This is a genomic window from Rossellomorea vietnamensis (genome assembly GCF_025398035.1).
Taxonomy (GTDB): Bacteria; Bacillota; Bacilli; order Bacillales; family Bacillaceae_B; genus Rossellomorea; species Rossellomorea vietnamensis_B.
Genome location: NZ_CP104558.1, coordinates 4,060,183 through 4,072,664 on the forward strand (window position 1 = coordinate 4,060,183; position 12,482 = coordinate 4,072,664).

At 40.1% G+C, this 12,482-nt stretch carries 15 protein-coding genes; 12 read left to right on the forward strand and 3 right to left on the reverse strand.

Annotated elements, in window-relative coordinates; translation table 11 throughout:
• Positions 1 to 9: 9 nt before the first annotated feature.
• A complete protein-coding gene (locus N5C46_RS20805; RefSeq protein ID WP_261750078.1) occupies positions 10 to 372 on the reverse strand; it encodes a hypothetical protein in 363 nt (120 codons plus the stop codon).
• 113 nt (positions 373 to 485) lie between these two features.
• On the opposite strand from N5C46_RS20805, the gene N5C46_RS20810 reads away from it, so the two are divergent.
• From N5C46_RS20810 to N5C46_RS20820, 3 genes are read left to right on the forward strand one after another with little or no spacing between them, the layout of a single operon-like run.
• Positions 486 to 1,109 carry a class I SAM-dependent methyltransferase gene (locus N5C46_RS20810; RefSeq protein ID WP_261750079.1) on the forward strand — a complete coding sequence of 208 codons (624 nt, stop codon included), beginning with the start codon at positions 486 to 488 and terminating at the stop codon, positions 1,107 to 1,109.
• 44 nt (positions 1,110 to 1,153) lie between these two features.
• Positions 1,154 to 1,885, forward strand: a complete 732-nt coding sequence (locus tag N5C46_RS20815) for a GNAT family N-acetyltransferase (protein WP_261750080.1) — start codon at positions 1,154 to 1,156, stop codon at positions 1,883 to 1,885.
• Between the two features lie 23 nt (positions 1,886 to 1,908).
• Entirely contained in the window at positions 1,909 to 2,448 is a 540-nt protein-coding gene (locus N5C46_RS20820) for a GNAT family N-acetyltransferase (RefSeq protein ID WP_261750081.1), read from the forward strand.
• Positions 2,449 to 2,554: 106 nt separating this feature from the next.
• Here the strand turns inward: N5C46_RS20820 and N5C46_RS20825 are convergent, their stop codons facing one another.
• Complete coding sequence (locus N5C46_RS20825) at positions 2,555 to 3,424, reverse strand: DMT family transporter (protein WP_261750082.1); 870 nt, start codon at positions 3,422 to 3,424, stop codon at positions 2,555 to 2,557.
• A 298-nt stretch (positions 3,425 to 3,722) separates the two neighbouring features.
• Here N5C46_RS20825 and N5C46_RS20830 point away from each other — a divergent pair, with 298 nt between their 5' ends.
• Complete coding sequence (locus N5C46_RS20830) at positions 3,723 to 4,154, forward strand: hypothetical protein (RefSeq protein ID WP_061809408.1); 432 nt, start codon at positions 3,723 to 3,725, stop codon at positions 4,152 to 4,154.
• A 526-nt stretch (positions 4,155 to 4,680) separates the two neighbouring features.
• On the opposite strand, the gene N5C46_RS20835 is transcribed toward N5C46_RS20830, so the two are convergent.
• Positions 4,681 to 5,154: a hypothetical protein gene (locus tag N5C46_RS20835; protein WP_261750083.1), complete on the reverse strand. Its 474-nt coding sequence runs from the start codon at positions 5,152 to 5,154 to the stop codon at positions 4,681 to 4,683.
• 120 nt (positions 5,155 to 5,274) lie between these two features.
• Here N5C46_RS20835 and N5C46_RS20840 point away from each other — a divergent pair, with 120 nt between their 5' ends.
• From N5C46_RS20840 to N5C46_RS20875, 8 genes are all read left to right on the forward strand, one after another.
• Entirely contained in the window at positions 5,275 to 5,886 is a 612-nt protein-coding gene (locus N5C46_RS20840) for a CGNR zinc finger domain-containing protein (protein WP_261750084.1), read from the forward strand.
• Positions 5,887 to 6,002: 116 nt separating this feature from the next.
• Positions 6,003 to 7,310, forward strand: coding sequence for a hypothetical protein (locus tag N5C46_RS20845; protein ID WP_261750085.1), 1,308 nt, complete (start codon positions 6,003 to 6,005; stop codon positions 7,308 to 7,310).
• Between the two features lie 132 nt (positions 7,311 to 7,442).
• Positions 7,443 to 7,970: an RNA polymerase sigma factor gene (locus tag N5C46_RS20850; RefSeq protein WP_261750086.1), complete on the forward strand. Its 528-nt coding sequence runs from the start codon at positions 7,443 to 7,445 to the stop codon at positions 7,968 to 7,970.
• Positions 7,963 to 9,432: a DUF4179 domain-containing protein gene (locus N5C46_RS20855; RefSeq protein WP_261750087.1), complete on the forward strand. Its 1,470-nt coding sequence runs from the start codon at positions 7,963 to 7,965 to the stop codon at positions 9,430 to 9,432. The genes N5C46_RS20850 and N5C46_RS20855 overlap by 8 nt, the downstream gene beginning before the upstream one ends.
• Before the next feature lie 197 nt (positions 9,433 to 9,629).
• A complete protein-coding gene (locus tag N5C46_RS20860) occupies positions 9,630 to 9,992 on the forward strand; it encodes an NUDIX domain-containing protein (RefSeq protein ID WP_261750088.1) in 363 nt (120 codons plus the stop codon).
• 382 nt (positions 9,993 to 10,374) lie between these two features.
• Entirely contained in the window at positions 10,375 to 11,229 is an 855-nt protein-coding gene (locus N5C46_RS20865; RefSeq protein ID WP_261750089.1) for a DUF2785 domain-containing protein, read from the forward strand.
• A gap of 12 nt (positions 11,230 to 11,241) precedes the next feature.
• Positions 11,242 to 11,529, forward strand: a complete 288-nt coding sequence (locus tag N5C46_RS20870; RefSeq protein WP_261750090.1) for a ribosome small subunit-dependent GTPase A — start codon at positions 11,242 to 11,244, stop codon at positions 11,527 to 11,529.
• Between the two features lie 79 nt (positions 11,530 to 11,608).
• Positions 11,609 to 12,466, forward strand: coding sequence for a GNAT family N-acetyltransferase (locus tag N5C46_RS20875; protein ID WP_261750091.1), 858 nt, complete (start codon positions 11,609 to 11,611; stop codon positions 12,464 to 12,466).
• Positions 12,467 to 12,482: the final 16 nt, after the last annotated feature.

The window sequence follows — 12,482 nt, forward strand, 5'->3', positions numbered from 1 at the left end:
CCAGCTCTATTAATTACCCTCATTATCCAAATAGGAAACAGCAGTCTGAAATGCCTTTATCCTTCTCTCAATATAAGTCCGCTGTCCACTCCCTGGCTTTGTTTTCTCAAGAAAGGAAGGAAGCATCAACAGCAATCCCTTCAGCACCTCTTTTGCCATTAATAACTCATCTTTGCTAACAACCAACTCCTTGTCTTCCCATCGTGCATGGAGAACATCTTCGCCAATCCTTGCTGCTTTCAATCGTTTCTCAAGCAAGTTCGTCTGCGGTGTGCCTGGTTTCATACGAGCAAGAGCATTTTCCGATTTACGGATGATCGAACGAAACGCTTCAATCAATTGCTGCTGTTCTTCCGGTGTGAATGGTTTCATGACCATCACCTCATTTTTCTAAAATTGAACTATGTGTAGTGTACCAAAAATAAATCCCCAATACTGACTTTTGATATAATGACGACAAAGAATCTTTAATAGGAGTGTGACGGATGGAACAGAACGTTTTTGAAGAAATGGCCAAGCGATACGATACAGAAGAACGAAAGGAACTTGCTCAAATTGTCGTGGAGGAAGTGAAAAGAGAATTGCAAGACAGTCAGACTAAATCCTTAATCGATTATGGGAGCGGTACAGGGCTTGCTAGTTTAGAACTGACAGATCTGGTCGCTTCGACATTGTTAATTGATTCATCGGAGCAGATGTTAGAAGTGGCAAAAGAAAAGATCACCCAGAGAGCAATCCCAAACGCTGATGTCCTTCATTCCGACTTTACTCAGGGAACCCCTGATGTGAAAGCGGACATTGTCCTCATGTCACTTGTTCTTCTTCACATCCCTGATACCCGAAAGATTTTACAGGAAATGTTCACGATTCTCCATGACGGCGGCAAGCTTATCATCGTGGATTTTGACAAAAACGAAGAAATCAGCCATCCAAAAGTACATAACGGATTTGTACATTCAGAGTTAAAAGAAACACTCTCTGGCGTCGGATTTACTTCTACCGGGATTAAGACATTTCATCATGGAAAGCGTGTGTTCATGAAGAAGGATGCTTCGATGTTTATTGCGAGCAGTATGAAGGAAGTGAACAGTAATTATTCAGGAAACTGAGTTTTCTCGAATTTACTTAGTAAGGCTAGAAGGGGGGAGAATAGATGGTTCAGATAGATATGATAGATCGAGTGTATGCTCATTGGGCTGAGTTTCTTGGATGTAACTACTCAGACCTGATTGTTCCTAATGTGAAGGTGTTGCAGCATTCCAAGAGTTTAGATGGATATAACGGTATTTACACTTTCTCCAATGGAATCTCCTGTATCATATCCGCTCCACTAAAATACGTACCGGTGCTGGGCAAAGCGGTAAGGAACCTAGGACCTGCGGTAGTATTTGATGCTGAATGGCTGAGTCAATCGTTGGATGGCAAACATGCCAATATCATCGGCCCGACATTTCAAGGGTATATAGAGGATGATTCACTGCTTCAAACATCCCCTTCATCCGTGATTAAATACAAGAGTGAACACCATAGAACGCTACTGGAAGAATTGCGTGACTCATGCTCAGAAATCGAATGGCAGCACAGTTCCATTGATGAGGAGAAAAGTTCAATCTTATTACAGATCCTTCATGGGAAAGTAGTGGCAGCAGGTTCCTGGATAAAAGGAGAATCAGGCTTTCTGAGTGTCGGGATTATTACCCATCCTGCTTATAGAGGTAAAGGCCATGCGAAGACAATTGTAAATGCCCTCTCACAACGAGGGCTAACAAGTGGTGCAACTATGCACTATCAGACCCTTGAATCAAATACCCCCTCCGTTGCCATTGCTCAGTCTTTGGGATATAAGTGTTTAGGAAGGACAATCGCTATTAGATTCAGTATGTAGAACTTACCTTTGGAGGTGTATGAATGAAGATAAGGCCTGTAAAAAAAGAAGAATATCGTTACATTGAAGACTTTGTCTATGAGATATTCAGGAACACCACTTTTTCAGATGGAGTCATCGAAAAAGCACTTGTAAAGGAGATCCGGGAAAAACCCTATTATATTTCGCAACTTGATCTGGTCGTTGAGAAAGAAGGGAGGATAATCGGTCACTATATCCTTTCAAAACTCCCCATTAGTCATAGTCATGAACATGAAATCTTGATGTTGTCCCCTGTTTCAGTCGTAAAGGATAAACAACAACAGGGCGTTGGCACGTTTATGTTAGAGGAAGGAATCACATTAGCGGCTGAAATGGGGTTTAAAGGAATCATTGTTGAAGGAGATCCTCTATACTATCAACGTTTTGGATTTAGGACATCAACTGAATTTGGAATTTATGCGTCTGAGAAAAACCTCCCGCCTTCTGAAGAGAATTTAATGGCCCTGGAATTGTGTGAAAAGGGGCTCGAGAATATCTCGGGCGAAGTGGATTATTCGATTTATCGTGCGTTGAGACATTAGTATTTAAAATACTCAAATGATAGACCAAAGGAAAAGGGCTATAGATTCCCTTCCCTTTTCCTTTGGAAACTAAATGTTTTTTCAGGAAAGGATGAAATATTCTTTCTCAGTTGGACTGTTTCACGCTAAGTACGGTGATCGTCACCAGGATGACCGCCATTCCCAACACTTGAATGAGGTTCAAGTGATCCCCGATTACCAGAACGCCAAATAATGATGCTGTCACCGGCTCTACCATAGCGACCATCGAAGCATTTGCCGGAGTAGTCTTTCGAATTCCAATTACATACACTAAAAAGGACAGTCCAGCACCCAGAATTCCTAATAGTAAAAATAGCCCTAAATCCTTAGACGCCAGTACAGCTGCTGATTCCCCTTTGTCCGTAAAGAAGAAAAGGATGAGACAAAATGAAAAAAAAGCAATGGTTAACGTGGTAGGTGGGTTTCCATGAGAAGACGCATTCTTAAACCCGAATATAAACAAAGCATAGGAAAGGCCAGCAGCAAGCCCGGCAGCCATTCCTAACAAACTCACTGAAATCGATTCAGTATTATAGACACCTGTAAGCAGGATAATCCCGAAAAGAACACCAGTAATACAACCCCATTTAAACCAAGTTGAATGCTCCATTCGTAATAAAAAGGAGATTAATAGGACGAATACAGGTGCGGTATACATTAAAGTAGCGGCAATGGCAATACTCGAGGCTTGGATACTTAGAAAATAAAATGTGAAGTTACCAGCAACGCCCACACCCGCTAAAAGAGACCATATCCAATTACGTGGAGAGATACCCCGATTTTGTCTAAAGCGAAGGAGAAACCACACGAAAAAACATATAAAGCCAATAGCCCCTCGGTAGAGTGAAATCACAAGGGGATCCCAGCCTTTATTCATTAAAATATCGGCAATTCCCCCACTAATGCCCCAACATACAGCGGCAACAATAACTAATCCTATCCCTGTGAACTTCAACGTGTACCTCCTAGATAATATTTGGTACGAAAAACTTGAGCAAGATGAATAAAGTTGTTAACGGTGATTCCTTTAAACTGCCTTACCTAAACCAATGAAAGGATAATTTCTGAAAAATGGGTAAAATGAAACGAATATAAAGGGTTACAAGAGGCACGGGTACATAGTAGCGGAAGGGGAACGTAGAAGTTTTCTTACTAAGTTTTAAAAGAAGCTTAAGAAAAGCAGGTTAGTAGAAGAATTGAGGATGCGACAAGCAAATATTAAGGAAGTGAAGTTAATTTTGTAGGGGGGATCCGTGATTAGAAAACTATTGTTTTTGATACTGGTCATATCGATTATGGGGGCTTGTAGTCAACAAGAAACAGAAGAAAACCCGACTGAAGGGAAGAACTTTACGTTGGAAGAAGTAGAAACGATCATAACGGACCAAGGGATTGAATTGGATAAAGAGACTGATTTGCAAAGTGAGAACGTCTTTATACAAGAATTAAACGGAATTACTCCCGAAGTATATAATGTAAAGGGACATACATTATCGGTTTATGTTTTTTCTTCTGCAAGTGATAGAGAAAAAGGATTTCAACGGTTTGAAGAGAATACAGCAACAGCAGAAGTAGTTGAACATAGAGCATACCAATTTAATAATATTCTGGTGTTTTATATAAGTGATGATGAAAAGATGCAGAATAGATTGCTTGAGGCATTGCAGGAATTGGATGCTTCGTAATAAAAATGTGTCCAAAAAGCAGAAAGGCATTTACTTGTTTTGTCACTTATTAAAGAATAGGGGGGATCCCAGGATAGGGAGTATATTGGCGGTCAAAAACTGACTAGAGATGACTTTTTAACAGACGCTGGGTGGATGAAGCAAAGTTACTAATCTATAGAAAAACCAGCCCATTTAGAATGTGCTGGTTTCCCATATCATTATTTTATAGACTTATGTCGGTTGGGTGGTCAGGTGGAGTTTAAGAACTGGCTGATAAATAGACGGAATAATTCCGCTTAATTAGAGATTTCTATTAAAAAAGATTGAAATAGACGGAAAAATTCCGCCTATTTCCTCCAATAGTCCCAATGATAGGCGCTTTTTCTGGGCGTAAGCGGAAAAACTCCGCTTATTTAACCCGAAAACAGGTTCCAACTTAAAGGTAACCGGAAAAATTCCGCTTATTAAGTATTCTTAACATTATGAAACTCGTCAAATACGACGGGTTCTTCTTTTTTAATGATGCCGGAAGCTCTTTACAAATTTAGTTCTGACTAGGAACTTTAATCGCTTTGATCATCTGACGTATCGATCCAAGGTGGTAGGCGGAGTGTGCGATTGCCCCAAGCATTCCCGTTACGGTTTGTTCATCTAAGGAGTCAAGTGAATCAATCGTTGTAAGCAGTGAGGTGTATTCGTGTTGAAGTTCAGAGGTGAATTGTGTCCATGTGTTGGTGTCTACACTTGTGATTTTCCAGGATGCTTCCCAGTCCTTGTCGGGTTCTTCTCCATTCAAGTAGGATCTCGCAACCCATAGATAATAGCGGGTATGATCGGTTTGGGCGGCGATGGTCGTGCCGTTGACCGGTATCGAAGCGTCCTCTGCCGATAATCCTTCGAGCGTCCCGAATAAACCACTGCCTGGCTTTGATTCTGTGTACCAGCTTCCGTTTGCTTCAGGACCTTCAAATGTTTCCTTCAACAACGTCTTAACAGCTGCCAACATTGGATTCTCCATTATAGTACCTCCTTAAATTGTATTTAACCATCTAAAATACTTTAGCTGGTTATAAGTTTACTCCGGTTGTTTCTAACTGTCAATATGTATTATGATGGTTAGAGAAAAGGAGCCATGATTATGTCAGAAACAAACCCTTATATGATGGTCGGAGAACGACTATGTATGGATTTCATCAATACCGTCAGCTGGCGGGAAAGTACGGAGAAAAGGCGGGACTGGTTTACGAGTTACCCCAAATTGGTCGACTGGTCGACTCATGCTGAAGTGTTGACAATTCAACAGGCACAAGATCTTCTTAGTGAAGCAGAGGAAAACCCCTCAAAAGCAGAAGATGTCCTGAAGCAAACAATCAAACTACGTGAAGTCATGTATCGAATGTTCAAAAGCATTTCAAAGAAAACCCCGCCCAACGAGCAGGATCTGGCATGCTTCAATGAATCCGTGAGCCATTTCTATCGTTCTTTGCAAGTCATACGCGAGAACGGCAAATATACTTTAAAGTTCAAACAAACAGATAATCCCCTGGACACTATGCTGCCACCCATTCTACAATCAGCTGTGAATTTACTCGTTTCAAAAAATGAATTGGAGCGGGTCAAGCAATGTGAGGGAGACCCTTGCGGATGGTTATTCTTTGATACGAGCCGGAATAAAAGTCGCCGCTGGTGTTCCATGGCGGATTGCGGGAATCGTGCGAAAGTGCGGAGGTTTTATGAGAAAGGGAAGTGACGATACTCGGTCACTTTCCTCATTATTTAGTCATCAACCTAATAGGATAAGTATGTCAGAATGAATGACGTACTTTTTTTAAATAGGAAGTTCAAAAATTGAAAGGACGAATGTAATTGAAACGACTATGTATCATAATGGTCATCTTGCTCTTGTCAGGGTGTAATGCTACTGAACAAGGAGAGAAATCTTCTAAAGAAGTAGAAAAAACTCCTTCAACAGAAACAAAGACAATTGGAAATCTTAAAGAGGGTTACACTTTCGATGAGTTCATGGAAGATCAGGAGGTCTCGATAAAGGGGACTGATATTCCTTACAGGGTGGAAGAAGAATTTACAGATCAATCAATTGCTCTTGAAGGAAAGGCACAGCTCGCCAGGTATTATAATTATGGCTTCAACAAGCTTGAAGGAAGTCACTTTGTCATCAAGGTGACAAAAAAAGATGAATTGGATTGGTATGTTTATTTGCCAAGGGAAGAGTACCCGGACCTGTTTGAAGCGTTAAAGAAAGGACCAGTTGATGTGTACGCGACAGTGTCCATACCGAAAGAATATTTCGAAACGGGGCAGGGTCACCTTTCAATGGTTGAGGAAATATTGTTTAAACAAAGCGATGTAGAAGAAAAGCCGCTGGATGACGAATTGGCAGACTATATGAAGAAGCATTCCGTGGAGCTCACAGCCAGGGATATCCTGTACGATTTAAAGGGGATGTCAGATCGTCCATTCGCCCTCAGTGGAAACGCGCAGCTCGTGACCTATCGCTATGCCAGCGCATACAAGGACTTGGAGCCGACCCATTTCGTATTAAGTGTGCGGGACACCGTAAACAGTGAGGAGCAGCTTTGGAGGATCGTCTTTGACCGGGTGAAGTACAAGGAATTGTATGAACAGGCCCTTGGTGGGATGGTCCATGTCAATGTCACTGCAAAGGTGGAGGAAGAACGATTTACCGAATATGCTGGAACAAATGCTGTCGGACAGGATGTGGAGTTTGAGCCTTTGGAACGCTATGCCGATACATCAATGGAGGGTCAATCCTATATGGAGGAAAACGGATTATCATTCATCGGAAGGGAAGTATTGTATGATCCGATTTCCTATAAAGAAGAACCTTTCTTTGTAGAAGGAACGGCCGAGATGGACCCTTATGCCACTGCCAGTGGAGAATATGAAGATCTGCAGGGCACCCACTTCCGGATTGATATCGTCGAAGACCCTTACGGTAAACAGTATGTCGATTATCCCCGGGCGCTGGAAGGGTGGACGCTCTACCTTGACCGACAGAAATATGGGCATATCTATGAGAAACTCAGCCAGGAAAAGTACCTTGATGTCATGGTAACTTCACGTATTCCCCGGGACAGATATAAGATGGGGCAAGGCGGGGTAGCGTTGGTTGAGAATGTGGTTATCAAGTAGTGCTATTACTGAAAATATGAACCAATGAAGCAAGAGGTCCGTTCCTCTTGTTTTTTTGTAGTATTTCAAATTAATGAAGCCAAATCCATCACACGGCCGTCTAATACATAGTCATACACAAAGGAAAAGAAGGTGAGTTCAATTATTGAATTAGTTCACAAAGCTCAAGAAGGCGACGAAGAGGCTTTCTTGACAATGTTTCAAGAATACGAGAAAGATATTTATCGAATGGCGTATGTCTACGTGAAAAATCAGGAGGATGCTCTTGATGTCGTTCAAGAAACGGCCTATCGCTCCTTCAAGAAAATAGGAACACTAAGGAATCCTGCCTATTTTAAAACGTGGTTAATCAAAATCACCATAACCTGTGCCACGGATATGTTGAGACATAGAAAGAAAGTCATTCATCTGAACCCGGAATACGATACCCCTATTGAATTAGAAGATTATGATCTTCCGCTTTCATTATCCTTGCAAGACTTGATTGAGACATTAAATGAAAGTGAAAAAAATATCATACTCTGGAAGTTTTACCATGGATATACCCTTAAGGAGATTTCAGAACTTGAGGAATCGCCATTGGGCACAGTAAAGTCTGTATTATATCGAGCGCTGGCAAAACTCCGAAAACAGGTTAGGAGGGTTGATATGTATGAATAATCAAATTAGACGCGAATTAGAAAAAATTGAAATTCCGGATGAATTACATAGTAGAGCCAGATTAGGCGTCGAAAAAGCAAAATCTGAATTCAATGTACCGAGTCATCCCACTATAAAGGAGAAGAAGCCAAGTCCAGTACTCTCTTCAAAAGGGAAAAAACAACTTTATAAAAGACTTTCAATCATTGCAGCGGCACTCTTGCTCATTGCTTCAACGCTAACATTCACACCAGTGATAGCGGCCATTCAAGAGGTATATGACAAAATTTTCTCAAGTAAGCATATTGATGATTCAGGAGTGAGAAATGCCGTTCTATCAGGTGATGGACAAATACTTGATCAAACCTATATTGATGAAGAACATGATATAACCGTCCATTTTGAACGTTTGTTGACAGATGATAAGGAAACAAAACTACTCCTTACTTATCAGAGTGAAAAAACTGACTTAAAAGATTATTATATTGATTTGTTTGAAGGTGTAAGCTCAATCAATTTAGTGGTTGGAAAAGAAAAGAGAAAATTGAAAAATGTAGGCTGGGGAAGTAGATTTTATGACAGTAAGGAGAACAAAGTAGTATCAGCCCTTTCGTTTGAATCATTAAAGGATTACGAGGGAAAAGACATCCGCTTGGAAATTGATCAATTAACGACTTATAAAGATAACCGGCGGGATAGCGTGGAAACAACCTGGCCATTAGAATTTACCATCAAGCCGGCTGCAGTATCAGAAAGGAGAACGGTAGAACTCAATAAAACATTCACCTACAGAAGGGAAACCTACACCGTTAGAAGGGTAGAGTTCTCAAAGCTTGAAACAAGGGTGGTAGTTACAGGGTCAGACACAGGAGATCCCAAGGATAAAAGTGGAAAGGTATATAATGTGATGAGCAAGTTGGAGCGCCAATTTCTTCATTCAAGGAAAAACAGTAAAGGGTATGGGTATAGTGTTGACGGTGAAAAATCTGGAGTGTTCATAAAAGCAGGCGGCGAAAAAGTCGAACCGATTTTTAGTAAGGGTGAAGTAGATGGAGACAACGATGAATACATCATGACCTTTGCCCCGGTAGCTGTTAAGAATCAAAAGGACTGCATCCTTGAAGTGGGTGACGCTGTCGACATACCTCTGACTAAATCCGGGAAGGTAATTCAAAAAAAGGTAGAGGATGAAAAATCCGAAATGGAAGCGTTGCTAGCTGACAGTGGATTTACATTAATTCCATTATCCACGGAAGAAGAGGAAGAAATAAAACAATATTTAAAGACATACCCAAAAGAATTTTCAAATGATAGAAAACCGATTGGAAAGCTAAAACGGCTAAATTCAAAGATCCTAGACGTTAGCATTTCAGAAAGATCTGGAGCCGTCAGTCATGTTATGGTTAGTACTCCAGAAGAAGCTAAAAAAATTCGAGAAGATAATGGTTTGTCTTTTATTCCAGTTTATTTAAAACAAAATTAATTTTATGAACTAAAATAAGAATGAATGATTTATTCCAATATAGGGAGAAACAGTAGAAAGTTTGCCAGTTGATTTCCGTTTTTTCGTTATAGGATAGGGTGGTTGTAACGGATAATTAGATTGGAGTGTGTATCCATGACCCAATAAAAAAAGCATACGCCTACATCACTAGAGTAAGTGATGGAAGGCTGCAATTATTGGTATTTCAACACAAAAATATTCCTGAGGCAGGTATTCAGTTACCAAAAGGGACAGTAAAAGAAGAGGAAGAAACGTTTAGCGCAGTAATAAGAGAAGTTCAGGAGGAAACTGGAATTCAAACATTTGAAGTGGGAAAATTGATAGCATCCGATTACTGGGAAAATGATGACGGTGCTATGCACAATAGGTATTTTTATAAAATCATTTGTCATGAAATGGCTGATGAGTGGGAGTACAATCCAACAGGTGGAGGAGAAGAAGAAGGACTTACCTTTCAATTTTTTTGGATCTCATCCGAAGAAGAATTTGAACTAATAAGAGGTCACTCTGACTATTTGAAGCTGGTTTTTGATGAATAAGAAGAGAATCATATTATTGCAGAGGGCTTATCCAAAACAGGGTAAGTCCTTTTTTATATTTTAGAAAAAAAGGGTTTATTAGGGAAGAGGTATGAGGAATTGAGGTTCTTTTTTCTGAAAATTCAAATCCGTAATTGCTAAAAAAAACCAGTTTGTTATAATTGAATATGAATGGAATTTGATTTGTGAAGGAGGTTGTAAATCGTGTGCTCAATGAACTTCATACCAGAACCATTACATGTACGATGTCCAAACCTTCTTATCGCATATAGTTAGTTAATCCTGAGATTTCTTAATCTTATTAGTATGTGGGGACTATCGTTTGTTGATAGTCTCTTTTTTTATCAGAAGAGAGCAATTGATTCATGAGGAGGAAAAATAGATGGTGGATTTTCGATCAACCGAGTTTGTAATGGAAGAACATGAACTGAAAAAGTACTTACAAGAATATAAGAATGGACAAAAGCCGTGGGACATAAAGAATCATGTTGGTCTTGTAAAGTCCATGATGCATTTCATCGGATCTACGGATAGTGAGCTTAGGGATAAGTTGATCTATACCACCTTTTTTCACTTAGCCATAGACAACCAGTTGGATCATGAATTGTTGCGTGATTTATTGGATCACTGTTTAAGTGACGACATGTTATTCAAGGGGATTGGTGAAAACGGCACGGATACCGTGTTTACAAGGGCGTTTAGCTCACTTGTCATCGCCGTTATTTTATACAAGGATAATAAGGATGATTTTCTCTCCCGGGACGCTGTGTATAAAACAAAATATCACTTAATCAACTACATCAACTCAGAAAATGATCTGAGGGGCTTTGTCCCGGTGAAAGGCTGGGCCCATAGTATAGCCCATGTGGCGGACGCATTTGACGAATTGATACTCAATAAAAAAATGGAGCAGAAAGATCTTTTCGACATGTTACCTCCACTATGGGGAAAAATCCTTGTATCTGAAAGTGTCTATGTTCATGGTGAAGACGAGAGAATGATCACACCGATACTCGCTATGTTAGAAAAGGGATTGGACATAGTGGAAATAGAACACTTACTAAAAGGAATACCAGCCGAACTGAAACGTCGGAAAGAACATGTAAAGGAAGAAAATTATTGGTTTTTAGAAGCGAACTGTAAAACATTTTTAAAAAGCTTTTACGTAAAGATAAGTTCCCGTGAAGAGTTGATTTCTCTTCGTCGGGGTATTGAGTTGTGTTTATCTGAATTATAGAGGAGGAAGGGTATGAAAAAGAATAAAATAGTCCGAGAATTCGTTGACCCCGAACACAAAGTAGAAGAGGGATATGAAGACATTCTAGAATTATCACGGGCGTGTAAGTATTCGAACTGCACACATATAACCGAGGAAGAATGTGCGGTTCAAAGAGCCATCGAAGAAGGCACTCTTTCAGAAGAGAGATTTAACGCATATTATAAAGATAAAAATGAAGCAGAATATGTTTCCAAACAAAAGAATAAAACCAAGGCAATCGAGTATATGAAGCAAAGGGATCTATTTAAAAGATCCTAGATCGAAGCTGCTTAGTTAAAACAAAGGGGTAAAAAATATGAATAAGCATGAACCTATCTAGATAGAAGGCGGATTGAGGTTGGTTTATCAAGAACCCAAAGAATACACCCGCTATTACTCCATTTACCATGGACAAAAATATGCAGATTCCTATTTTAGAAGATCTCCGGAGACGTTAGTGGAAGTGGCGACCATCTTTGACTGTGGATATTTCATCATGGAAGGCGAAACGATCATTGGCGGTGTCCTTCTGCAACCTCATTTCATGTCGGATTTATTTGTAGTGCCACCCTATAAGGACTATGAAGGGTTGGCCAACAAGCTATTAAACTATGTGAAAGAGATATCTGCGGATGAAAATAAAATCATTGTACGAGAAGTGGCAGAGGAACATGTAGAAACGTATGAACAACTAGGATGCAAGGTTCTTGAAATGAATGTATGGATGATTCGTCCAACGGAGCCGTTGAAAGCCATTCTTCCTGAAGGGTATAGCTCGAGGGCGGTAGCAAGTGAAGATGCAGAGGATATCGCATGCTTACTTATGAAAGCCTATAGTGCCAATCCCGCGTATAAGCAAATCGGAACGAAAGAGGATTATCTTCTTCACGTAAATGAATTTATTGATCAACATAAACATAATAAAATCATGGATGAGTGTTCGAGGGTTGTGATCGATACTCATACGAACACCATTGTTGGTGTCTGTCTGTACATGGAATTTGAAGACTATCCGCTTATCATGAGTTTAGTTGTGGACCCTGATCATCAACAGAGGGGGATCGGACGATACTTATTAACCCATTCGATCCATTCTTCTAGTGAAGGGTACCCGGCCACTCGCTTATCTGTCATTAAGGATAATGCAGCTATTAAGCTTTATGAAGATCTTGGATTTCTTAGAAGTAAAACGATCAGTGATATGTATTTAGCATAAAAAGGGAGTAGAAGCT